Source organism: Klebsiella sp. KTE92, assembly GCF_000398905.1.
Taxonomy (GTDB): domain Bacteria; phylum Pseudomonadota; class Gammaproteobacteria; order Enterobacterales; family Enterobacteriaceae; genus Klebsiella; species Klebsiella variicola.
In genome coordinates, this window is sequence record NZ_KB976100.1 from 2,385,785 (window position 1) to 2,408,704 (window position 22,920).

23 protein-coding genes and 1 pseudogene are annotated in these 22,920 nt (G+C 60.1%); 13 read left to right on the top strand and 11 right to left on the bottom strand.

Annotated elements, in window-relative coordinates; genetic code table 11:
• Positions 1 to 3 precede the first annotated feature (3 nt).
• Positions 4 to 789: an AfsA-related hotdog domain-containing protein gene (locus A1WC_RS14150; RefSeq protein ID WP_016160924.1), complete on the top strand. Its 786-nt coding sequence runs from the start codon at positions 4 to 6 to the stop codon at positions 787 to 789.
• Complete coding sequence (locus tag A1WC_RS14145; protein WP_016160925.1) at positions 770 to 1,423, top strand: HAD family hydrolase; 654 nt, start codon at positions 770 to 772, stop codon at positions 1,421 to 1,423. The genes A1WC_RS14150 and A1WC_RS14145 overlap by 20 nt, the downstream gene beginning before the upstream one ends.
• A 64-nt stretch (positions 1,424 to 1,487) precedes the next feature.
• Here A1WC_RS14145 and A1WC_RS14140 read toward each other — a convergent pair whose 3' ends face one another.
• Both A1WC_RS14140 and A1WC_RS27910 read right to left on the bottom strand, forming a co-directional pair.
• Positions 1,488 to 2,762, bottom strand: coding sequence for a Glu/Leu/Phe/Val family dehydrogenase (locus A1WC_RS14140; protein WP_008805096.1), 1,275 nt, complete (start codon positions 2,760 to 2,762; stop codon positions 1,488 to 1,490).
• A 212-nt stretch (positions 2,763 to 2,974) separates the two neighbouring features.
• A pseudogene (locus A1WC_RS27910) lies at positions 2,975 to 3,121 on the bottom strand (hypothetical protein).
• A 169-nt stretch (positions 3,122 to 3,290) separates the two neighbouring features.
• Between A1WC_RS27910 and A1WC_RS14135 the strand changes: the two are divergent.
• From A1WC_RS14135 to A1WC_RS14110, 6 genes are read left to right on the top strand one after another with little or no spacing between them, the layout of a single operon-like run.
• Complete coding sequence (locus A1WC_RS14135) at positions 3,291 to 4,496, top strand: bifunctional succinylornithine transaminase/acetylornithine transaminase (protein WP_016160926.1); 1,206 nt, start codon at positions 3,291 to 3,293, stop codon at positions 4,494 to 4,496.
• Positions 4,497 to 4,514: 18 nt separating this feature from the next.
• Positions 4,515 to 5,537: an arginine N-succinyltransferase gene (gene astA, locus A1WC_RS14130; protein ID WP_012968350.1), complete on the top strand. Its 1,023-nt coding sequence runs from the start codon at positions 4,515 to 4,517 to the stop codon at positions 5,535 to 5,537.
• Positions 5,528 to 6,994 (top strand): succinylglutamate-semialdehyde dehydrogenase, encoded by a 1,467-nt coding sequence (gene astD / locus A1WC_RS14125; protein WP_012968349.1) that lies wholly within the window; start codon positions 5,528 to 5,530, stop codon positions 6,992 to 6,994. The genes astA and astD overlap by 10 nt, the downstream gene beginning before the upstream one ends.
• 21 nt (positions 6,995 to 7,015) lie before the next feature.
• Positions 7,016 to 8,356, top strand: coding sequence for an N-succinylarginine dihydrolase (gene astB, locus A1WC_RS14120; RefSeq protein ID WP_004148240.1), 1,341 nt, complete (start codon positions 7,016 to 7,018; stop codon positions 8,354 to 8,356).
• 10 nt (positions 8,357 to 8,366) lie between these two features.
• Positions 8,367 to 9,362, top strand: coding sequence for a succinylglutamate desuccinylase (astE, locus tag A1WC_RS14115; protein ID WP_008805092.1), 996 nt, complete (start codon positions 8,367 to 8,369; stop codon positions 9,360 to 9,362).
• 9 nt (positions 9,363 to 9,371) lie between these two features.
• Positions 9,372 to 10,802, top strand: coding sequence for an amino acid permease (locus tag A1WC_RS14110; RefSeq protein ID WP_008805091.1), 1,431 nt, complete (start codon positions 9,372 to 9,374; stop codon positions 10,800 to 10,802).
• A 354-nt stretch (positions 10,803 to 11,156) separates the two neighbouring features.
• On the opposite strand, the gene A1WC_RS14105 is transcribed toward A1WC_RS14110, so the two are convergent.
• On the bottom strand, positions 11,157 to 12,482 hold the full coding sequence (locus A1WC_RS14105; RefSeq protein ID WP_008805090.1) for an MFS transporter: 1,326 nt from the start codon (positions 12,480 to 12,482) through the stop codon (positions 11,157 to 11,159).
• 380 nt (positions 12,483 to 12,862) lie between these two features.
• Between A1WC_RS14105 and A1WC_RS14100 the strand changes: the two genes are divergently transcribed.
• Positions 12,863 to 13,663, top strand: a complete 801-nt coding sequence (locus tag A1WC_RS14100; protein WP_016160927.1) for a YdcF family protein — start codon at positions 12,863 to 12,865, stop codon at positions 13,661 to 13,663.
• Between the two features lie 61 nt (positions 13,664 to 13,724).
• Here A1WC_RS14100 and A1WC_RS27915 read toward each other — a convergent pair whose 3' ends face one another.
• Complete coding sequence (locus tag A1WC_RS27915) at positions 13,725 to 13,862, bottom strand: hypothetical protein (RefSeq protein WP_012541908.1); 138 nt, start codon at positions 13,860 to 13,862, stop codon at positions 13,725 to 13,727.
• Here A1WC_RS27915 and aldA point away from each other — a divergent pair.
• Positions 13,861 to 15,300: an aldehyde dehydrogenase gene (gene aldA, locus A1WC_RS14095; protein WP_016160928.1), complete on the top strand. Its 1,440-nt coding sequence runs from the start codon at positions 13,861 to 13,863 to the stop codon at positions 15,298 to 15,300. The two genes, A1WC_RS27915 and aldA, sit on opposite strands and share 2 nt — an antisense overlap.
• A 48-nt stretch (positions 15,301 to 15,348) precedes the next feature.
• Here the strand turns inward: aldA and gap are convergent, their stop codons facing one another.
• Positions 15,349 to 16,347, bottom strand: coding sequence for a type I glyceraldehyde-3-phosphate dehydrogenase (gap, locus tag A1WC_RS14090; RefSeq protein WP_016160929.1), 999 nt, complete (start codon positions 16,345 to 16,347; stop codon positions 15,349 to 15,351).
• A gap of 282 nt (positions 16,348 to 16,629) precedes the next feature.
• On the opposite strand from gap, the gene A1WC_RS26190 reads away from it, so the two are divergent.
• Positions 16,630 to 16,788: a YqaE/Pmp3 family membrane protein gene (locus A1WC_RS26190; protein ID WP_002903230.1), complete on the top strand. Its 159-nt coding sequence runs from the start codon at positions 16,630 to 16,632 to the stop codon at positions 16,786 to 16,788.
• Positions 16,789 to 16,826: 38 nt separating this feature from the next.
• Here the strand turns inward: A1WC_RS26190 and A1WC_RS14080 are convergent, their stop codons facing one another.
• The 4 genes from A1WC_RS14080 to A1WC_RS14065 all read right to left on the bottom strand — a co-directional run bounded on the left by A1WC_RS14080 (position 16,827) and on the right by A1WC_RS14065 (position 19,378).
• On the bottom strand, positions 16,827 to 17,219 hold the full coding sequence (locus tag A1WC_RS14080; RefSeq protein ID WP_016160930.1) for a DUF1398 domain-containing protein: 393 nt from the start codon (positions 17,217 to 17,219) through the stop codon (positions 16,827 to 16,829).
• Between the two features lie 260 nt (positions 17,220 to 17,479).
• Positions 17,480 to 17,713: a sulfurtransferase-like selenium metabolism protein YedF gene (gene yedF / locus A1WC_RS14075; protein WP_002903233.1), complete on the bottom strand. Its 234-nt coding sequence runs from the start codon at positions 17,711 to 17,713 to the stop codon at positions 17,480 to 17,482.
• Entirely contained in the window at positions 17,710 to 18,921 is a 1,212-nt protein-coding gene (yedE, locus tag A1WC_RS14070; RefSeq protein WP_016160931.1) for a selenium metabolism membrane protein YedE/FdhT, read from the bottom strand. Before yedE ends, yedF begins: the two co-directional genes overlap by 4 nt.
• A gap of 103 nt (positions 18,922 to 19,024) precedes the next feature.
• Positions 19,025 to 19,378: a DUF1304 domain-containing protein gene (locus tag A1WC_RS14065; protein ID WP_012968344.1), complete on the bottom strand. Its 354-nt coding sequence runs from the start codon at positions 19,376 to 19,378 to the stop codon at positions 19,025 to 19,027.
• A 235-nt stretch (positions 19,379 to 19,613) separates the two neighbouring features.
• On the opposite strand from A1WC_RS14065, the gene A1WC_RS14060 reads away from it, so the two are divergent.
• Positions 19,614 to 20,093: a hypothetical protein gene (locus A1WC_RS14060; protein ID WP_162493319.1), complete on the top strand. Its 480-nt coding sequence runs from the start codon at positions 19,614 to 19,616 to the stop codon at positions 20,091 to 20,093.
• A gap of 69 nt (positions 20,094 to 20,162) precedes the next feature.
• Here the strand turns inward: A1WC_RS14060 and ydfZ are convergent, their stop codons facing one another.
• A complete protein-coding gene (gene ydfZ, locus A1WC_RS14055; RefSeq protein ID WP_004151566.1) occupies positions 20,163 to 20,366 on the bottom strand; it encodes a putative selenium delivery protein YdfZ in 204 nt (67 codons plus the stop codon).
• Between the two features lie 299 nt (positions 20,367 to 20,665).
• Between ydfZ and A1WC_RS14050 the strand changes: the two genes are divergently transcribed.
• Positions 20,666 to 21,694, top strand: a complete 1,029-nt coding sequence (locus A1WC_RS14050; RefSeq protein WP_016160932.1) for a CorA family divalent cation transporter — start codon at positions 20,666 to 20,668, stop codon at positions 21,692 to 21,694.
• 13 nt (positions 21,695 to 21,707) lie between these two features.
• Here A1WC_RS14050 and A1WC_RS14045 read toward each other — a convergent pair whose 3' ends face one another.
• Entirely contained in the window at positions 21,708 to 22,880 is a 1,173-nt protein-coding gene (locus A1WC_RS14045; RefSeq protein ID WP_016160933.1) for a MalY/PatB family protein, read from the bottom strand.
• Between the last annotated feature and the right edge of the window lie 40 nt (positions 22,881 to 22,920).

Genomic DNA, 22,920 nt, shown 5'->3' on the forward strand with positions numbered 1-22,920 from the left:
GCCATGAAAAAATTAATTGTGGTGGGTGAGAAATTTACCGATTTTGCCCGGCGGCATCAGAACGTGCTGACCGTCAACGAGTTTGAGCGTTTTGTCTGGAGCGGCGAGCTCGCCGGCGTCGATAAAATCGTCATTGGTCAGGGCGTGCAGCTCGACGACATCTCCCGCACGGTCTGCATTATTCGTCAGCACTATCCGGATAAAATCCGCCAGATCGTCAATCTGCAGGATCTCTATTATCAAAACAACCGCGATCATCAGCGGCTGGTGCATAAACGTAAAAAAGAGAACATCCTCATCACCTCGCCGGAAAAACGCGATGAAGATAGCTATTGCGCGCGTCTGATCCTGCAGGACGCCTCGGAGCTGCTCTGCGACCACCAGACCGGGCAACACATCCAGGGGATGGTGCTGATCGAGGCGGCGCGGCAAACCATCATCGCCACCTCGGAGAAATTTCTGCTGGCGGAGGCGGGCGTGGCGATGGACGAGAAGTACTTCACGCTGAGCTCGCTGCAGGTAGCTTTTTCCAGCTTTGTTTTCCCGCTGCCGGTGACCATTGTGCTGAATGTGGTGTCGCGCAAAAGCTCAGCCCACGGCCGCTTTACCTGCGAGTGTTCGGTCGGTTTTGACCAGACCGGCACCCGCAAAGCGGAAGTCGGCTTTAGCTTCAGCGTCTATGACCTGAACTACATTACTCGTAAGGAGTGTGAGCAGGCGGCGCTCTGCCATCAACATTATCTGGTCAGTATTGAGCAGGGGGACGGGGATGAGCATCGCCTTTTTTGACGTGGATGAAACGCTGATTACCGGCAAAAGTATGTTCCTGTTTCTGCACCGCTATGCCGAGGAATATCCGCTGCAGTGCGGTTTGACGGCCGCGGCGATTGTCCGCCAGCTCCAGGCGCTTAGCAAAGCGGGTCAACCGCGGGAGGCAATCAATCGCTACTACTATTCGCTGTTTCGCCATGAGCCGCGCGCCCAGGTACGGGCGGTTGCTGAGGCACTGTATCGCGAAGGTGGGTACGGTTTTCACCGTGAGGTGGTGGCGATCCTCCGGCAACATCAGGCGCGCGGGGATGACGTGGTGTTTGTCTCCGGATCGATGACCGACATTCTCTGGCCGGCGATGGCGGCGCTGGGGGTGGAGCATGCCCTGTGTTCAGAGCCGGTGGTGGTTGACGAACACTATACCGGGGAACTCTGGCGGACCGCCATTGGCGAACATAAGGCGTTGCATGCTCAACGCTACGCGCAGGAACGGGGCCAGCCGCTGGCGGCGTGCTATGCCTTTGGGGACCATATCTCGGATCTGCCGCTGCTCGCGCTGGTTGGCAACCCCTGCGCGGTCAATCCGTGCGCGGCGCTGCTGGCGGAGTCGCAGCGTCGGGGATGGCCAGTGCTGTGGTCTAACGGCGGTTGACGGCACGATAGCGAAAAAAAGGGGGCGGCGCTACGCCACCCCCTGATTCACACCCTGACGGGGATCAGCCCGGGTAGATGCCGCGGTCTTTACGCGCCATCAGGATGCGCTCGCAGGCCACGATATAGGCGGCGGTACGCAGCGTACACGCTTTCTCGGCGGCTTTATCGCAGACGTGAATAATGGCGTCGGTCATGATGCGGTCCATCTTGGCGTTGATCTCTTCTTCGCTCCAGAAGAAGCTGGCCATATCCTGCACCCACTCAAAATAGCTGACGGTCACCCCACCGGCGTTACAGATAACGTCCGGCACTACGATCACGCCGCGCTCGGCCAGCACGTCGTCCGCTTCCGGATAGGTTGGGCCGTTGGCCCCTTCCAGCACCAGTTTGCAGGTCAGCTTCTCCGCGCGCTCGCGGGTGATTTGCCCTTCCAGTGCCGCCGGGATCAGAATGTCCATCGGGGTGGTCCAGAAGGCGTCTTTATCGATCTCCTGGGCGCCAGGGAAACCGGCAATCTGCTTTTTCTCCGCCTGCCAGGCGGTGAGGGCGGCCATATCAATCCCGCCTTCGTTATACAGGGTCGCGGTATGATCCTGAATGACCACCACGCGGGCGCCGACGCCGGCGAACAGGCGGGCTGCTTCGCTACCGACGTTACCAAAGCCCTGCAGCGCGACTTTGGCGCCTTCAATTTCGATACCGGCGCGACGAGCCACTTCCCGGCCGGTGACAAATACGCCACGCCCGGTGGCCTTTTCACGGCCGAGGGAGCCGCCGAGGTGGATCGGTTTGCCGGTGACCACGCCGGTAATGGTGGTGCCATGGTTCATGGAGTAGGTGTCCATCATCCATGCCATCACTTTACCGTTGGTGCCGACGTCCGGCGCCGGAATATCTTTCTGCGGCCCGATAATAATGCCGATTTCGCTGGTGTAGCGGCGGGTCAGACGCTCCAGTTCACCTTCTGACAGTGAGAAGGGGTCGACGCGAATGCCGCCTTTGGCCCCGCCGTAAGGAATATTGACCGCGGCGCACTTAATGGTCATCCAGGCAGAAAGTGCCATGACTTCGTTAAGATCGACATCCGGATGGTAGCGAACACCACCTTTACCCGGTCCACGCGACAGATTGTGCTGAACGCGATAGCCCTCGAAGTGGCGGATGGTGCCGTCGTCCATTTGCACAGGAATGTCGACGATCAGCGCACGCTTCGGATGGCGCAGGGTTTCCACCCAGTAGGCAAGATCGCCGAGATAAGGCGCGACACGGTCGATCTGGCGCAGGTAGGTGGTCCATGGAGATGTACTACTTTCAGATGCGTAAGATAACTTTTCCATAAGAGTCCTGTTTCTCAGTGTTATTTATGTCGTGTAAAACCGTGGAATAGCTACAGCAGTAAACTCTGTGCAATGAATGGTATCACCAATTTTATAAAGCGGTATTTGACGGCAATTCCGATTTTTAAATTTTTGTTAGATTTTTTATTTTTTAAGTGAATAACTACGCACGTCAACCACCCGCAAGCTGTGCATTTTAATTCACTTTTTATTCACTTAAGTGCATAGAGAAATATTTTTTCTATGTTTTTCATTATCTTGATGATCTTCAAAAAGTGAATAAATTGCTTCCCCCCGTATTGACAATCTTATTGTTCACAGGCCAGCATTAGCCCACACAACAACATGGCATTAACCATGAATTAACAATTACCCGCAAAAAGAATAGGGCTTATTTTTCCTGTGGTGAATATTTTTGCCACCACAGTGGGCGCGCTCGTGCCCAAAACAAGCCGAGGGTCAGGGTTAATGTCGATTGTCCAACGCGGCGGGAGCATTTTCCGTCGTCTTTCGTTCCGGAGATGATTTATGTCAGGCAGTATGACTCGCGAAGATTTTGACGCTTACCTGGTTCCCTGTTTTGCCCCCGCGCCGTTTATTCCGGTCAGGGCGGCGGGCTCCCGCGTCTGGGACCAGCAGGGGAAAGAGTATATCGATATGGCGGGCGGCATTGCGGTGAACGCCTTAGGCCATGCCCATCCGGCGCTGGCTCAGGCCCTGCAGGATCAACTGGCGAAACTGTGGCATATCGGCAATGGCTATACCAACGAGCCGGTGCTGCAGCTGGCGAAAACCCTCGTGCAGTCGACCTTTGCCGACAAGGTGTTTTTCTGCAACTCCGGCGCCGAAGCCAACGAGGCCGCTCTCAAACTGGCGCGGAAATACGCTCACGATAAGTTTGGCGGTGAAAAAAGCGAAATCATCGCCTTCAATCATGCCTTCCACGGGCGAACGCTGTTCACCGTCTCCGTCGGCGGCCAGCCGAAATATTCCAGCGATTATGCTCCGCTGCCGCAGGGCATTACCCATCTGCCCTATAACGATATCGAGGCGGTCACCGCGGCCATCTCTTCGCGCACCTGCGCGGTGATCGTCGAGCCGATTATCGGCGAAGGCGGCGTGATACCCGCTGACCCGACGTTCCTCCAGGCGCTGCGCACCCTCTGCGATCGCCATCACGCGACCCTGATATTCGATGAGGTGCAGACCGGAGCAGGCCGTACCGGCCATCTCTACGCCTACCAGCACTACAACGTCGTCCCGGACATCCTCACCAGCGCCAAAGGACTGGGGGGCGGCTTCCCGATCGGCGCGATGCTGGCGAAAGAGGCCTGGGCGCAGGTCTTCCAGCCAGGCACCCATGGCACCACCTTCGGCGGCAACCCGCTGGCGGCGACCGTCGCTAACGCCGTGCTGGCCCATCTCGATGCGCCGCTGCTGGCGGGCGTTGGCGAGCGCCATGCGCTGATTGTTGACCAGTTGAATGCGATCTCTGCCCGTTACGATGCGTTCAGCGCCGTGCGGGGCACCGGTCTGCTGATCGGCGCTGAGCTGGCGGGGCCGCTGCGCGGCAAGGCCAAAACGTTGACCAACCTGGCGGCGGAAGAGGGGCTGATCGCCCTGATTGCCGGCCCGGACGTGCTGCGCTTCGCGCCGGCGCTCAATATCCCGCTGGCGGATATTGCGGAAGCCTTCGTGCGCCTTGATCGCGCCGTTGCTCGCTTAACCCGCTAACCGGGAGGACGGCCTGTGATGCTATTTCGTCCCGTACGGGAAAACGATCTCGACGACATCGTCCGCCTTGCCGCGCGGGCGGGGGTCGGCATGACCTCCTTACCGCATGATGCCGGGCGCCTGGCCGCCCGTATCCAGCGCAGTATCGAGACCTTCGCCGGCGAACTGCCGCGCGGCCAGCAGGGTTTCCTGTTTGTGCTGGAAGACACCGCGCTGGCGCGGGTGGTGGGGGTGAGCGCCATTGAGGTCGCGGTGGGCCTGGACGAGCCGTTTTACAATTTTCGCATTCAGAAAACGGTTCGCGCCTCGAAAGCGCTGGGAGTCTATAAGCCTCAGGAGCTGCTTAATCTCAGCTATGACCACACCGGGCACAGCGAACTGTGTACGCTGTTTCTCGACCCGGCCTATCAGCGCAACCGCAATGGTCTGCTGCTCTCCAAGGCGCGCTTTTTATTTATCGCCGCCTTCCGCGAGTGGTTTTCCCCGTACCTGTTTGCCGAACTGCGCGGCTGCAGCGATGAGCAGGGGCAGTCGCCGTTCTGGGATGCGCTGGGCCATCACTTCTTCGACATCCCGTTTGCCGATGCTGACCGGCTGACCGGCACCGGCATGAAAACCTTTATTGCCGAACTGATGCCGGCTTACCCGATCTATATATCACTGCTGCCGGAAGCGGCCCGCGAGGTCATCGGTCAGGTGCATCCCAATACCGCCCCGGCGCGGGCGATCCTCGAGAAAGAGGGATTCAGCTGGCGCGGCTCGGTGGATATTTTCGATGCCGGACCGGTGCTGGAGGCGAACACCGATCAGATCCGCGCCGTGCGCGACAGCCAGTGCCTGCCGGCCCAGCAGCTGATGGGCGCCCTGCCGGCGCCGACGCTCGTCGCCAACGGTCAGTTCGACAATTTCCGGGCGCTGCTGGTGGCCCACGAAGAGCAGGTCTCACTGGACGCCGCCGCGCTGGACGCGCTGCAGGTCAGTGAAACCGACCGCGTTTATACGGTAACCCTGAATCCAGAGGAAAACAGATCATGGCGGTAAAAGCACAGTTTATAGCCGGGCAGTGGCAGGCGGGCAGTGGGGCAACGATGAGCAAACTGGCCCCGGAGGATCAGTCGCTGCTGTGGCAGGCGGCCAGCGCGGGTGCCGACGACGTCCAGGCGGCCTGCGCCGCGGCGCGCGCGGCATTTTACCCCTGGTCGCACCGGCCGCTGGCCGAGCGTATTGCCGTGGTGGAGCGTTTTGCCGCGCTGCTGGAGACACATAAAGAGGCGCTGGCGACCCTGATTTCCCGGGAGACCAGCAAGCCGCTGTGGGAGACCCGCACCGAAGTGCAGGCGATGATCGGCAAGGCCGCGATCTCCATCGAGGCCTATCACCAGCGGACGGGCTTTCACGAGTCGACGCTGCCGGACGGAAAAGCACAGCTGCGCCACAAACCGCATGGCGTGATGGCGGTCTTTGGTCCCTACAACTTCCCGGGCCACCTGCCCAACGGGCACATCATTCCGGCACTGATTGCCGGCAATACCATCGTGTTTAAACCCAGCGAGCTGACGCCGGCCACCGCCGAAATGACCGTCCAGCTGTGGCAGCAGGCGGGCGTCCCTGACGGGGTGATCAATCTGCTGCAGGGCGGAAAAACCACTGGCCAGGCGCTGCTGGAAAATCGTGATATCGACGGCGTACTGTTCACCGGCAGCGCGGCGGCGGGTTTCCACTTCCATCGCTATTTCGGCGGCCAGCCGGAGAAGATGCTGGCGCTGGAGATGGGCGGCAACAACGCGCTGATCGTCGCCGACGTGGCCGATGTCGATGCGGCGCTGCATGTGATTATCCAGTCGGCGTTTATCTCCGCCGGGCAGCGCTGCACCTGCGCGCGCCGGCTGATCGTGCCGCGCGGCGAGCAGGGGGATGCGCTGCTGCAGCGGCTGGTCGCGGCCAGCGCGCAGATCCGCGCCGGCAAGTGGGATGACCAGCCCGCGCCGTTTATGGGCGGAGTGATTTCTCTCGACGCCGCGCAGAACATGCTGGCGGCGCAGCAAAAACTGGAGGGGCTCGGCGGCAAGGTGCTGCTGCGCATGCGCCAGCCCGACCCGCGCTCCACGGTGCTGACGCCGGGGATCGTCGACGTCACCGGTATCGAGGTGCCGGATGAAGAATACTTTGGCCCGCTGCTGACGGTTATCCGTTATGACGATTTCCCGGAGGCCATCCGCCTTGCCAACCAGACCCGCTATGGCCTGGCCGTCGGGCTGATCTCCAGCGACGCGGCGCAGTTTGACCAGCTGGCGGACGAGGCGCGGGCCGGGATCGTCAACTGGAACAAGCCGCTGACCGGCGCCTCGAGTAAAGCGCCGTTTGGCGGGGTGGGCGCCTCCGGCAACCATCGCGCGGCAGCGTGGTACGCCGCTGATTACTGTGCCTGGCCGATGGCCTCTCTGGTCAGCGATACGCTGACGCTCCCGGCGACGGTATCGCCGGGCCTGCCATTCTGATAACGGATCCTGTGAGGACATATGTCTGGTTTTGAAGCAAACTTTGATGGCCTGGTCGGCCCGACGCACCACTACGCCGGACTCTCCGTCGGCAATGAAGCCTCGCAAAATAACCGCGATGGTCTCTCTAACCCTAAAAAGGCGGCGCTGCAGGGGCTGTATAAAATGAAAGCCCTTGCCGATCGCGGATTCGTGCAGGGCATTCTGCCGCCGCAGCCGCGTCCGAATCTACGTCTGCTGCGCGAAGTCGGTTTCCAGGGCAGCGATGAGCAGGTCATCCGGCAGGCGGCCCACGCGGCGCCGCAGCTGCTCTCCGCCTTCAGCTCCGCCTCGTCGATGTGGACCGCCAATGCGGCGACCGTCTCACCGTCGGCGGACAGCGCCGATGGCAAAGTCCATTTCACCGTCGCCAACCTGAACAATAAGCTGCACCGTATGCAGGAGGCGCCCACCACCTCGGCGATCCTGGGCGCCACGTTCGCCGATCCGCGCTACTTCGCCCACCATGCGGCGCTGCCGCAGCATGGCGACCTCGGCGATGAAGGGGCAGCCAACCATAACCGCTTCTGCCGGGAGTATGACCGACAGGGGGTGCAGTTTTTTGTCTACGGTCGACGCGCCAGCGGCGGGATCGCCCCGGTGAAGTATCCGGCGCGGCAGACCCTCGAGGCCAGCGAGGCGGTGGCCCGCCTGCATCAGCTGGATCCGCGCTACACGGTGTTTGCCCAGCAGGCGCCGCAGGCTATCGATCGCGGCGTGTTTCACAACGACGTCATCGCGGTCAGCAATCGCCATGTGCTGTTCCACCATCAGCAGGCGTTTGTCGATCAGGCGACGGTGCTGGCGACGCTACGGGCTAAAAGCGACAGTCTGGATATCCCGTTCACCAGCGTGGAAGTGCCGGACGAGCGGGTGTCGCTCGATGACGCGGTGGCCTCTTACCTGTTCAACAGCCAGCTGCTGAGTAAACCTGACGGCAAGATGCTGATCGTGGTGCCGGAGGAGTGCCGCCAGCGGGAAAACGTCTGGCGCTATCTGAGCGACCTCGCCGCCGACAGCGCATCGCCGATCGATGAAGTGGCGGTCTTTGACCTGCGGGAAAGCATGCGCAACGGCGGCGGCCCGGCCTGTCTGCGGCTGCGGGTAGTGCTCAACGAGGCTGAACGCCAGGCGGTCAACGCCCACAGTCTGATGAACGACGAGCGTTATCAGCAGCTGACGGCATGGGTGGAAAAACACTATCGCGACCGGCTGCACGCCCGCGATCTGGCGGACCCGCAGCTGCTGCGCGAGGTTTATCAGGCGCTGGATGAGCTGACGCAGATCCTGCGCCTGGGCGCGGTCTATGATTTTCAGCGTTAAGGAGCGGCAGATGGAGCACCTGGTTAACGATTTACTGCACTGCCGCCTGCAGGAGTGGAGCTTCCCGGCGGGCATCGAGGCCCGCTGGCTGGGCGAGGGGATCCTGCAGTTGCTGCCGACGGCGCCGTGGCGCCAGGCGACGATCCTCTCCGCGGGCGTGCATGGCAATGAGACCGCGCCGACGGAGCTGCTGCTGCAGTTGACCCACGATCTGAGCCAGGGGCGGCAGCCGCTCACTCAGGCGCTGCTGATCGTCTTTGGTAACCTGCCGGCGATCCGCGCCGCACGCCGCTATCTGCACAACGACCTGAATCGCCTGTTCGGCGGCCGCCATCTGGCGGTCACCCCGGGGAATGAGTCGAGGCGGGCTTTTGCGCTGGAGCAAGCGGTGCAGGCCTTCTATCGCGCCGCCGATGCGGCGGGTCCGGTCAACCGTAGCCATCTCGATATGCATACCGCCATTCGCGGGTCGCTGTATCGCCAGTTTGCGCTGCTCCCGGCCCACGCCGGGGATTTTTCGCCTGGCTTCTACCAGCTGTTGCAGGCCAGCGGGATGGATGCCATCGTGCGGCATACCGAAGCGGGCGGCACCTTCACCCATTTCACCTGCGAAAAGTTCGCCGCGCAAAGCGCCACCCTGGAGCTGGGGAAAGTGATGCCGTTCGGCGCCAACGATCTCAGCCTGTTCGCCGCTACCGACGCGGCGATCCGGGCCTGGATTTCTGACGCGCCGCTACCGCCGCGCGACAAAGCGCCAGTGGACTACTTCCTGGTCGAGGAGAGCATCATCAAGCGCGAGGGGGAATTTACGCTTAATCTCGCGGCCAACGTTGAGAACTTCACCGCGCTCCCGGCGGGATACGAAATCGCTCGCCAGGCGGAGAAACGGTGGGTGGTGCAGGCCCGGGCCCCCTATATCCTCTTTCCCAATGCCGGGGTCGCCACCGGTCAGCGCGCCGGGCTGCTGCTGCGCGCCGCGGCTCTTCGCCTCCCACAACCAGCCTGAGGAAACACCATGACTGAACATCAACATCAGGCGTCTCCTGCCGCCGGAGGTGAGGGCGCGTCACAGCTTAAACGCGGGCTCGGCGCCCGCCACATTCAAATGATTGCCCTCGGGGGCGCCATCGGCACCGGGCTGTTTATGGGGGCGGGGCGCAACATCGCCGTCGCCGGCACCTCGATTCTGGTGATCTATGTGCTGGTCGGGTTCTTTACCTATATGGTGATGCGGGCGATGGGGGAGCTGCTGCTCACCCGCCATGACTACCGCTCGTTTGCCGACTTTGTCGGCGAGTATCTCGGGCCGCAGGCCAGCTTTTACCTCGGCTGGACCTACTGGCTAAGCTGGGTAGTGACCTGCATTGCCGACGTGGTGGTCTGCGGGAGCTATATGCAGTACTGGTTCCCGGAACTGTCGGCATGGATGCCGGCCCTCAGCATGCTGGCGATCCTGTTCCTGCTTAACCTGCTGTCGGTGAAAATGTTTGGCGAGGCGGAGTTCTGGTTCGCCCTGATCAAGGTGATCACCATTATCGCCCTGATCGGCACCGGCGGCTGGATGATTGCCACTGGCTGGACTTCTCCGGACGGCGTGACGGCTTCTCTCAGCCATCTTACCGACCCGACGGCTTTTATGCCTCACGGTATCACCGGTTTTTTCGCCGGCTTCCAGATAGCGATCTTCTCCTTTACCGGCATTGAGCTGCTGGGCACCATGACGGCGGAGACCCGCGATCCGCAGCGCATTTTGCCCAAGGCGATCAATGCTCTGCCGCTGCGGATTATCATCTTCTATCTGCTGTCGATGGTGGTGATTATCGCCGTCGCCTCCTGGCCGGGGGTATCGGCGGAGACCAGTCCGTTCGTGACGCTGTTTGCCAAGGCCGGGCTGCCTGCCGCCGCGGCGGTGATTAACTTCGTGGCGCTGACCTCGGCGATGTCCTCGGCCAACAGCGGCGTCTTCTCCAGCACCCGCATGCTGTACGGCCTGTCGGTGGAGAAGCATGCGCACTGGCAGTTTCGCATCCTGTCGCGCAATACCCGCATCCCGGTGCGTAGCCTGCTGTTCTCCTGCTTCTGCATGCTGATCGGCACGCTGCTGCTGTTCCTGGTGCCGAACGTGATGACCCTGTTCACCATCGTCTCGACCCTGGCGGCGATTATGGTGGTGTTCAGCTGGGGGATGATCCTCGTGGCCTATCTGGTCTATCGCCGTCAGCGTCCGGACCTGCACGCCGGGTCGATCTTTAAGATGCCTGCCGGGGTGGTAATGAGCTGGGTGAGCCTGCTGTTCTTCGCCTTCGCCATCTTCATCATGATCTTTGACCCGGACACGCTGCTGGCGCTGTTGGCTTCTCCGCTGTGGTTTATCGCGCTGTGGGGCTTCTGGAAGCTGAAGCAGCGGCGCGAGGGGCAGCTGACGCTGGATAACCAGAGCGCCTGACAGTCGCCGGCCAACCTGGCCGGTTAAGCAGGAGGTGAAGACTGGACGTCTGTTTGTGCCCGGTGACGGCTGGCGCCTTACCGGGCCTACTGTATTACCGGACCTGGAAGGTGCGGTTTCCCCCGCGGCGTGATCTCCCTCTGTAGGCCCGCGCAAGCGCAGCGCCGCCGGGCAGGATAGTCGGCTCCGTAGCGGCTTTACTGCCCGGTGGCGGCTGGCGCCTTACCGGGCCTACTGTCTTACCGGACCTGGGATGAGCGGTTTCCCCCGGGCGTGATCTCCCTCTGTAGGCCCGCGCAAGCGCAGCGCCGCCGGGCGGGATAGTCGGCACGCTACCTGCCCAGACGGCGGCGGTTAGGCGCTTTCCGCCCGGGAAGGGGCCGCACCCGGCGCGGACTTCATCCGGCTGGCGCAGAAAATTGCCAGCAGCGAAATCACCACCGTTACGCCCAGATAAACGGCCACCGGCCGCCAGTCCCCGTCATATTTTGCCAGCAGACCGGTGGCGATAAGCGGCGCGGTGCCCCCGGCCAGCGCGGCACCCAGCTGGTAGCCGAGGGTGATCCCGGTATAGCGCACATTGGCGCTGAAAATCTCAGAGCACAAGGTGCCGAGCACCGCAGTTACCGGCGCCCACAGGATGCCGAAGGCAACGACCGTCGCCAGCATGATGCCCCAGTTGGTGCCGGTGTCGAGCAGCAGGAACCACGGAACGATAAACAGCCCCAGCAGCACCACGCTCAGGGTATACATCTTTTGCCGCCCCACCTTGTCTGACAGCAGCCCCATCAGCGGGATCATCACGGTGGCCACCAGCGCGCCCAGGGTCACGGATTCCAGCGCCTGCGACTTCTGGTAGCTCAGGGTGGTGGTGGCATAGCTGACCACAAAGGTGGAGAAGATATAGAATGGGGCGGTCTCCACCACTTTCAGACCGGCGGCAATCAGCACTTCCCGCCAGTGGTGCTTGAGCGTTTCGCGCAGCGGGGCCTTCGCCACCTGGCCGGATTTTTTCACCTGCTTAAAGGCGGGCGTTTCGTCGATATCTTTGCGGATCCACAGGCCGAGAAAAACGAGGACGGAGCTGAGCAGGAACGGTATACGCCAGCCCCAGGCGAGAAACTGTGTCTCGTCAAACAGGGTCATCAGCGAGACGATAAACGTCGCCATCAGCATGCCGATAGTCACGCCGGCCTGGGGAATGCTGCCGAAAAAGCCTTTCCGCTTTTCCGGCGCGTATTCGTAGGCCAGCAGCAGCGCACCGCCCCATTCACCGCCGATACCCATGCCCTGAATAATGCGCAGGGTTATCAGCAGGGCGGGCGCCCAGAGGCCCACCATCTCATAGGTGGGAAGCAGGCCGATCGCCACCGTGGCGCTGCCCATCAGCGACAGGGTCAGCACCAGCGTCTTCTTGCGGCCGATGCGATCGCCGATATGAGCGAAAATGACGCCGCCGATGGGGCGGATAAAAAAGGTCAGCGAGAAGGAGAGCCAGGAGAGGATCAGGCCGATGACCGGGTCGACCATCGGAAAGAAGATTTTGTTGAACACCAGCGCGGCGGCGGTGCCATAGAGAAAATAATCGAACCATTCGATGGCGCTGCCTGTCAGGCTGGCGATCAGGACCTTCTTGTTTTTCTGCAGAATGGATGCAGTGTTGTCTTGTGGATTGCTCATTACGAAACGTTCTCCCGCCACGGTAAATAGGTCAGGTGTCACTCTGCGTAAACAGGGTGCAACCTGGTGTGAAAAGGTTGTGTAATTGTTAAGCAACTTAGGGTTGAAGGTTACAATTGGCAAGTTCATCGCTGGCAAACTGGGCGTTATGACGCGGTTTGGACTGGTGTAACCGCGACGCTATTTTTTATTTTCCACCTGATTTTGCTGTTTTTTGTTATTTTCATAGTGAGTTGTTCAGGTGCAACCCGCCTGTTTTTAGATGTTTCTTGTTATTTCAAAATGGTTACAAATTAACACCGCTTTGCCTCCCGCGAGGCGGCGTTTATGATGGCGAAAGCATCCTCTCCGATCGGCTGAGAGGGAATTAAGGAGACAGAATGGCAGAACAATTTCCCCCGTTGTCGGCGGCGACGCTGGCGGCGGCTAACCAGGTCGGCGCCTGGCTGGCGCAGGACGATCTGGCGACGCTGCCCGCGCTGCCGCAGGTGGACGTGGTGGTGCTGGCCGGCAACGCCGTGATCCCGACCATCGACGCCGCCTGCCGGCTGGCGGCGGAACGGGAAGTCCCGCTGCTGATCAGCGGCGGCGTGGGACATTCTACGAACTATCTCTACGAGGCGGTGCGCCAGGATACCCGTTACCGTATGTTGCCGGTGGTGGGGCGTCCGGAAGCGCATATTCTGGCCGATATTGCTCATGACTACTGGCAAATTCCGCGCTCGCGGCTGGTGGTGGAGGACCAGTCGACCAACTGCGGCGAGAACGCCCGTTTTACCCGGACCACGCTGGAGAACGGGGGGATCCCTCATCGTCGCGGGATCGTCATTCAGGACCCCACCATGCAGCGGCGAACCATGGCCACCTTCGCCCGCGTCTGGCAGGGGGTGACGACGCCGCCACAGTGGCTGAGCTTTCCCGGCTGCTCGCCGGTGCTGGAGCAGACCGATGTTCAGCTGGGGTTCGCGGGCGGCGGGTCGGGGCTGTGGCCGGTCGCCCGCTACCTGGGGCTGCTGCTGGGCGAGCTGCCGCGCCTGCAGGATACGCCTGAAGGATACGGTCCGCGGGGGAAAGACTTCATCAGCCACGTCACCTTCCCGCCGGAGATCCTCGATGCCTGGCGACAGCTGCGGGAGGACGGCCAGCTTGCCGGGGCGCTGCAGGCCCGCACCCTCGGCTGAAAACTGCCCGTTTGCGGCAGATTTATCGCAAACGGGCAGTTTGTGTTATTGGAATGTAACCTCAACCGGGCATTTTTGGCCCGGTTTTATGAATCAGCTCACAGAACGGCGCCAACGTGCTGCGAAGCCACGGCTTATCCGCCCGATATTTAACAAAAAAATCACTTGTTAAATACAAACGCACTACAGGAGCAGCCATGACAGCACCCGTTCAACACCAAATGTATATTGATGGCCAGTTCGTTTCCGGTCGCGGCGACGGCTGGATCGACGTGCTTAACCCGGCGACCGAAGCGCTGCTGTCGCGGATCCCGGACGGGACTGCCGAAGAGGCGCGGCTGGCGATTGACGCGGCTGAGCGCGCCCAGCCCGCCTGGGAAGCGCTGCCGGCCATTGAGCGTGCGGGTTGGTTACGCAAAATTGCCGCTGGTATCCGCCAGCGTGCTGAAGAGATTGCCGGGCTGATCGTGGCTGAAGGCGGCAAGATCCAGCAGTTGGCGGCGGTGGAAGTCGCATTCACCGCGGACTATCTCGACTATATGGCCGAATGGGCGCGCCGTTACGAAGGCGAGATCGTGCAGAGCGATCGCCCTGGGGAGAATATCCTCGTCTTTAAACGCGCGCTGGGGGTGACCACCGGGATCCTGCCGTGGAACTTCCCGTTCTTTCTTATCGCCCGCAAGCTGGCGCCGGCCCTGATCACCGGGAATACCATCGTCATTAAGCCCAGCGAATTTACGCCCAATAATGCCATCGCCTTTGCCGAGATCGTCCATCAGGTTGGGTTGCCGAAAGGGGTCTTTAACCTGGTGCTCGGCCGCGGAGAAACCGTTGGTCAGGAGCTGGCCGGCAATTCAAAGGTGGCGATGGTCAGCATGACCGGTAGCGTGGCGGCAGGAGAGAAAATCATGGCCGCTGCGGCGAAAAATATCACCAAAGTGTGCCTCGAACTCGGCGGCAAAGCGCCAGCCATTGTGATGGATGATGCGGATCTGGAGCTGGCGGTGAAAGCGGTGGTGGACTCGCGGGTGATTAACACCGGGCAGGTGTGTAACTGCGTCGAGCGGGTCTATGTTCAGCAGGGCATTTACGACCGCTTCGTCAACCGCCTCGGCGAGGCGATGAAGGCCGTGCAGTTTGGCGACCCGGCGACGCGGGATGACATCGCGATGGGGCCGCTGATCAACGCGGCGGCGCGGGACCAGGTGGCGGGTAAAGTGGCGAAGGCGGTGGCGCAGGGGGCGCGGGTGGCGCTGGGCGGCCAGCCGCTGGAGGGCAAAGGCTATTTTTATCCGCCGACCCTGCTGCTGGATGTGCGTCAGGAGATGGACATTATCCACGAGGAAACCTTCGGGCCGGTGCTGCCGGTGGTGGCGTTTTCGACCCTTGATGAGGCGCTGGCGATGGCCAATGACAGCGACTATGGCCTGACCTCCTCGATCTATACCCGCGATCTGAACGTGGCGATGAAGGCGATTAAGGGACTGAAGTTCGGCGAAACCTATATCAACCGGGAAAACTTTGAGGCGATGCAGGGTTTCCACGCCGGCTGGCGCAAATCGGGGATCGGCGGCGCTGATGGTCGCCACGGGCTGAATGAGTACCTGCAGACCCAGGTGGTCTATCTGCAGGCCTGAGGTACTTAACTCCGAGCCGGCGGGCAGCTCAGGCGGCCCGCCGTTCGCTTAGCGGGCGAATTTCTCCAGCACGCGGATCAACTGGGTGACGAAGCCGTATTCGTTATCATACCAGGCGACGGTTTTCACCAGCTGTACGCCGCCGGCCTCCACAATCTCCAGCTGGGTGGCATCGTAGATCGAGCCGAAATGGCTGCCGATGATGTCGGAAGAGACAATCTCTTCTTCGGTGTAGCCGAAGGATTCATTGCCCTCAGCCGCCTGCTTCATCGCCTGATTGACCTCATCCGCAGTCACTTTTTTCTCCAGCACCGACACCAGCTCTGTCACCGAACCCGTTTTTGTCGGCACACGCTGGGCATGGCCCTTCAGTTTACCGCTCAGGGCGGGGATCACCAGGCCGATGGCCTTTGCCGCACCTGTGGTGTGCGGGATGACGTTTTCTGCCGCCGCTCTGGATGCGCGCAGATCTTTGCCGCGCGGCCCGTCCACCAGCGACTGGGTGCCGGTATAAGCATGGATGGTGGTCATGGTGCCCACGGTGATGCCGAAGGCATCCTGGAGGACTTTGGCCATCGGCGCCAGGCAGTTGGTGGTGCAGGAGGCCACGGAGATGATGGTGTCATCCGGGGTCAGGGTGTCATCGTTGACGTTGTAGACGATGGTTTTCATCTCGCCAGCGGGGGCGGAAATCAGCACTTTGCGCGCGCCGGCCTGGAGATGGGCCTGCGATTTCTCGGCCGAGGTGTAGAATCCGGTACACTCCACAATCACCTCGGCGCCTGCCGCCTGCCATGGAATATGCTGCGCCTCTTTTTCGGCATACACCGTAATGGTTTTGCCGTTGACGATCAGCGCATCTTCTGTAAAGTCGACGCTCCACGGGAAGGGGCCGTAGTTTGAATCATGCTTTAACAGGTAGGCCAGCACCTTTGGCGAGGTGAGGTCGTTGATAGCCACCACTTCCAGGCTGCTGTCGACTTCTAATAAACGGCGTAACACCAAACGTCCGATACGACCAAATCCATTAATCCCAAGTTTACTCATGGACATTCTCCGGTTGGTAAAACGACTCGATGTGATAAAACTCCTCCAGGCTTAGTCCTGTCCCCCTGATTGGTCAACTGACAATCTGTGCGGTATGCCAGCGCTTGCGGGCCGGGGAGGAAAAAAGTGGATGTTTTCCCGGCCTTTTTTAGCGCTGACGGCAGGGAATAATTTTTGTTACCGGAGATGAGGGGGCCGCCTGCTGGCGAAGCGGTGAAAAGCGTCTATGCTTAACTATTGAATAGCTTAGTAAAATATTGACGTTAGACGAAGGGAGAGGTTATGGGATTCTGGAGAATCGTTTTCACTATCATTCTGCCGCCGCTGGGCGTACTGCTGGGGAAAGGCTTCGGCTGGGCGTTTATTCTCAACATTATTCTGACCCTGCTGGGCTATATTCCTGGCCTGATCCACGCCTTCTGGGTGCAGACCCGCGACTGAGGGGCGAGCAGATAACCACGCCTCCCCCTGGGACCCGCTCAGGGGGGCATCAGGTTCTCTTTATACAGCAGCGTATTATCCTTCGACCAGTAGTGCCGGGTCTCCTCTTCCAGATCAACGATCCACTTAAACACGCCGGCGCTGGCGAGATCCTTGCAGTACTGTTCAAAGTTGATGGCGCCGGCAAAATGGCGGATGACCGCGGCCGAGGTCAGTCGATGGCTGGGGGCGCTGCGCACGCGTAGCAGGCCGCGGGCGCTTTTTATCGAGATCACCTCGTCGTTTGCCATCACGAAATTCATATTGCCGGTGGAGACAAAATAGATGTAGTAAGAGACCTGATGCCGGCGGAGTTCACTGGCGAAGGTGGTAAAATCGGCATCCGCGCGAACCTGTTCGAAAAAGTGACCCAGCCTTGCCAGCAGTTCCATTTCAATCCTTGTTGTGTTGTTGCTGCGCATGGTTTCGGCGTCTGTCGGCATAAACCATTCACACGTTTACTTATTCGTATTTTAATAATATAGGCGCGTTATATTAATGGTTATTATGTAACTGGAACATCGTTTCAAGTGTTACAAGCTATTGCAAAGGTTCGCAGGGGATCCTCGAGGCAAGCAGAAGGTGTGGTAAGACGGGAAGGGGCGAAATTAGCGCCGGCGATGTTCGTCGCCGGCGGGGTCATGAGCCGCGGCTATTTCTGGATCAGATAGCGAATGGTTGGGCCATCCTGCTGAATATCCAGCACCGTATAGCCGTGGTTCCTGGCATCGAGTGGAATGTTATTGATCGACTGCGGACAGTCGCTGACCACTTCCAGGATCTCGCCTTTTTGCAGGGAGGGCATCGCCTCCAGAGTGGCCACGGCCGGATAGGGGCAGGGTTCGCCGACCATATCCAGGCGATAATCAGGGATGATGTTTTTCATGCGCTCTCCTTCACGGTCCGGACCGCCGTCGACTGGCGGCGGAAAAAATGTCTTTCCCAGGCGATCACCAGCAGCAGGGCGATCAGCAGCAGCAGATAGGTCGCCAGCAGCCCGCCGAAGGGACCGAAGGCGTTCAGCAGGTTGATTTTCTGCCAGTGGGTGGCGAGCGGAGCGGCGATTTCGTCCCAGCACCAGGCGAGCAGCGTTGAGCCAATGACATTGCCCAGCCCAACCCACCAGTAGTGAACCTGGCCCTCCACCGCACGATACATCCAGCCGGTTTCACAGCCGCCGGCCAGCACGATGCCAAAGCCAAACAGCAGCCCGCCAATCGCCGCATTGGGACCGGCCCACATAATTTTCGGCGCCATCCCCAATTGCACATAGCTAAAGATACCGATGGCGCTCGCCGCCATGCCGAAGATAATCGCCTTCGCCATCACCGTCCGGCCGGTGATCCACATATCGCGAAAGGCGGAGGTAAAGCAGATCTGCGCGCGCTCGATAAGCAGACCGAAGCCGATGCCGAACAGCATCGCCAGGCCGAGCGCCGGGTGGTCTGCGGCGGTGAGCAGGCCCCAGCCGATCATGGCGAAAAAGATCACCATCCCCAGCCGGAAACGGCGGCGCGCCTGCTGCGGTTTTTGGGTTAACGGCGAGGCGGCGGACACCTTTTGCATTTTTACCGGAATGCGAAAAAGGGGCAGCAGCGTGAAGCGGGCGCCAAACCAGGAGCCGATGGCGGTGGCGATGGCAAACAGCCAGGCGTGCAGGGAGAACTGCGGAATACCGGTGAAAAAAGCCGCCAGATTGCAGCCCATCGCCAGACGTGCGCCGAACCCGGCGATGATGCCGCCTGCCACGGCCTGCACAATGCGGATCCGGCTGCGTGGAAAGCGCAGTTTGACGTTATTGGCCCATAGCGCGGCGGCCAGGCAGCCGCCGAACATGCCGATGATCATCCTGCCATCGATGCGGGTCAGCGGCGTCCCTTCGAGATGAATCAGCTGGTAATAGCCCCACTGTTCGCTGTGGACGCCCAGCAGTTGCAGCAGTTGACCACCCCAGCGGGTGAATTCGCCGGTCACCGCCCAGAAGGTGCCGGTGATGCCAAAATAGTAGGTGGAGAGGATGCCCGCCGCGATGACCGCCGGGACAGGGGACCAGAACCGGATAAGCCAGGCCTGTTTGAAGGATTGCCATGTCATAAAAATGCCTCTGAACTCAGAAGGTATTAAAGGTCGATGACCGACCGAAGGGGGCAAATAGTACCCGCCTTAACGCCTGCTTTCTCTGTTTTGGATCAAGGCCCTACGCTTGCGCCACCACGGCAAGCAGCGCCAGCAGTGCGGGCAGCGCCTGAATATAGAGAATTTTGCGGCTGGCGGTCAGCGCGCCGAAAATTCCGGCGGCCAGCACGCAGGCCAGGAAAAAGATAACCACCTGCACCCCCGACGCCCCCAGCCACAGCCCCCACGCCAGGCCGGCGGCCAGAAAACCGTTATACAACCCCTGGTTGGCCGCCAGCACCCGGGTCTCCCGGGCGAAATCGGCGCTGAGGTTAAAGGCCCGGCGCCCGGCGGGGGCTTCCCAGAGAAACATCTCCAGCACCAGGATGGCGAGATGAATAATAGCGACCAGCGCAACGAGGAGAGTGGCTAACACAGCAGTCCTTAATCAATAAGATGAATGTGTCTGCAGTATAGCTGCAAGCGCTAACGAAGCGGGAGCGCCGCTGCTATAGTGCAGATAGGGTCATGTTTTCTGCCGCGACCAGCGTCGGTTATCTGATTGCCCTTCGGTTTAGTTTAGCGGTGCTAGTATGCCGGGTTCTTTTTACGGGTGTGGCGTAGGTTACTGAATGTTAAATAAATTATGGATTTTGTTATCAGGGCTACTGGTGGTTGCCATGCCGTCGGCGCAGGCCGGGGAATTAAACCTCTATTCGATGAATACCGGCTCCTATGTTTATCATATGACCGGTAACCACGGACAATATAACGAGCATTTCAATAACAATTTTTTCTCGGTGGAGCGCAAGTTTTCTCAGGATTCAAAATACAGCGTGCTGGTCGGAACGATGAAAAACAGCTTTGACGATCGCTGTTTGACCCTCGGCGTGCGCCGCGACTGGCTGAAAAACGATACCGGCTGGGTGCTGAAAGGGGTGTATGCCTATACCGGGGAATTTTTCTTTGACGCCTTCAGCCACTGTGGGGATTCCGGCACCTACCGCACCGCCAAAAAAATCACCGGCGTCGGTTTTTCGCCCTACCTCTATCATGGTCTGCAATATAACTTCACCGATTATTTCGGTGTGGAAGGCGGCATTATTGTGCCGGCGATCTTTGTGATGAGTATTCAGTGGAGCTTTCGCTAGCCGCTTTATTATCCGGGAAAAGAGCAGGCCGCCTCAGGTGGCCTGCTACTGATGACCTGGCGGCAGGAATTAATGGAAGCCGAGACGGATCAGATCTAACGGGCAAAAGCGGCCCTCGCAGCCGTCGATTTCAACGCAGTCCGCCCGGCGAAGCTGCTCGGCGGTTTTCCCTTCACCATGGATAGCTTTAATCACGCCTGTTGTGCCGTTACCGGCGATCATTACCATGCTGCCGGTAGCAATAGCGTTACGATTACGGTCATAGGTTTTCATGGTCTCCTCCTCAATAAACCAGGGTAAGCAATGATTAAGCGGCTAAAGTAATACGCTTTTTTTCCTAAAAAAGTTTTGAGGATAATCAAATTTATTTTAATAACTCCGGAGCGAAAAGGGCCACAAGTCCCCTCTATTCGCGCCGATCGCATCGCCTGCGTGGCGCGCGACACTGACGGCAATATGTCATTCAGGTTACTGTTTTATGACCAGATTATTAACCTTGCCAGCCCGAGGAAAATAGCGAAAGATGGCGCTATTCGGGCATCAACAGTGCCAGTGCGTGTCCTGAGGGAGCCATGAGTCAAGACGTCACCGCGAAGATGTTAAAGCCCGATTTTGATAGTGAAGTTTCCGGCCTGGTGCATGGTTATCTGTTTCATGAACAGCGCCCCCCGCAGCCCATCGCCTCTGGCGAGGTGTGCGCCCGTTATCAGGCGCTCGCCGATGACAAGGCGTTTAACTGGTTACACCTGAATCTCAATCATGCCACCGCCGAAAAATGGTTAACCAGCCACTTTCCGGTGGCGGACTTTTTCTTCGAGGAGATCCGCAGCGGCTCGCACACCACCCGCATTGAGCGACAGGGGGAGAATCTGTTCGCTGTGCTCAACGATGTGCTGTTTCGTCCGCAGGATACCAGCGCGGAAACCGCCACGCTGTGGCTCTACTGTAGCCCTAAGCTGGTGGTGACGGCGCGCTTCAAACCGTTGCGGTTTATCGAATGGATGCTGCCGCGTCTGCAGACGCTCAGGGTGAATACCTCTACCGAGCTGCTGGCTTTTCTGCTGGAGGAGCAGGAGGAAGTGCTGGAGCAGGTCGTCCGCCAGGCCAGCCGCCATGTCGACCTTATTGAAGAGCGTCTCCTGAGCAATCACGTGCAGCGCAACCGGGCCGATCTGGCGCGGCTGCGGCGGATGCTTTTACGTTTTCAGCGGCTGCTGGCGCCGGAGCCGGCGGCGATGTTCCGGCTGCTCAACCGGCCGCCGGCGTGGATGGATCGTGCAGTGGTGCAGGCGTTTCGTCAGTTCACCGAAGAGTTTAGCGTGGTGCTCAATGACCTGTCCGGCCTGATCGAGCGCATCAGTCTGCTGCAGGAGGAGATTGGCGCCCGCCAGCTGGAGCAGAGCAACCGCACCCTCTACACCCTGACGGTGATCACCGTTCTCGCGCTGCCGATTAACATCGTCGCCGGTTTCTTCGGCATGAACGTCGGCGGGATCCCGCTGGCGAGTAACCACCACGGGTTTATTCTGCTGGTGGTGATAGTCGCCATCTTTACCCTCGGCGCCGGCTACCTGGCATTCCGCCGGCGCGATGACCTGTAGATTGCGCGTCGAATCAGCTGAGGCTGCGCAGGGCGGCAATCAGTCCTTCGACACCGCGTTCCAGCTTCTCGCGCGGGCAGCCGACGTTGAGGCGCAGAAAGCCGTTGCCCTCAGGACCATAGGTATAACCCGGCATAATCGCCACCTTCTGTTCGGCGATCAGCGCCTGCTGTAGCGCGTGGTCGTCGATGTTCAGGGGGCGCAGGTCGATCCACGCCAGGTAGGTGGCCTCCGGCGGCTGCCAGCAGAGTGCGGGGAAGGCATTGTTAAGCGTAGCGGCGACATAGCGCATATTCGCCTGCAGATAGTCACGCAAGGCGTCGAGCCAGGGAGCCCCGTCGCGGTAGGCGGCGATATGGGCGACCAGCGCCGGCACGGAGGGAGAAGAGAGCCCGTCGCGGGCCTTCAGCGCCTGCAGGTAATTGTCGCGCGCGTTCGCCTCGGGGATAAAGCCATAGGCCCCGGTAAAGGCCGGAATATTAAAGCTCTTCGAACCGGAGGTGAACAGCGCCCATGGCCCCTGAGCGACCTCGCTCCACGGGATATGGCGGTGTTCGCCCCAGGTCATGTCCATATGAATTTCGTCGCTAATCACCCTGACGCCATGTTTTTGACACAGTGCCGCCATGGTTTGGAGCTCCTCGCGACGCCAGACTTTCCCCGTTGGGTTGTGCGGGCTGCACAGCAGCAGCAGGGTATTCTTCGGTTCCGCCAGCGCGGATTCCAGGCGGGCCATATCGCAGTGCCACTGATTATCCGTCAGGGTCAATGGCACCGGGGCAATCTCCCGGCGGTTAGCGGTGATGGTCTTATAGAATGCATCGTAGGCAGGGGTATGGACGACGACGCCGTCGCCTTCGCTCGACCACTGGCGGATGGTTTCCGCCACCATGTAGATAACCGACGGCCCGTAGACCACCGTTTGCGGATCGATGACGCTGTTAAACCGGCTGGCGTACCAGTGGGCAATCGCCCCGAGAAACGCCTCGTTCTGCCAGCGACTGTAGCCGAACACCCCGTGGGCCAGCCGCTGGCTGACGGCGTCGAGAATGCAGGGCGCGGTGGCGAAATCCATATCGGAGATGGTGAACGGCAGCAGGTCGGCGGCGCCAAACCGGTCGGCGACATAGTCCCACTGTGTGCACCAGGTACCGTGGCGGTCGATGGGGGTGGCAAAATCAAACATCGGAACTTCCTTAGCGAATGTCCCCCTCCGCGCGGAAGGG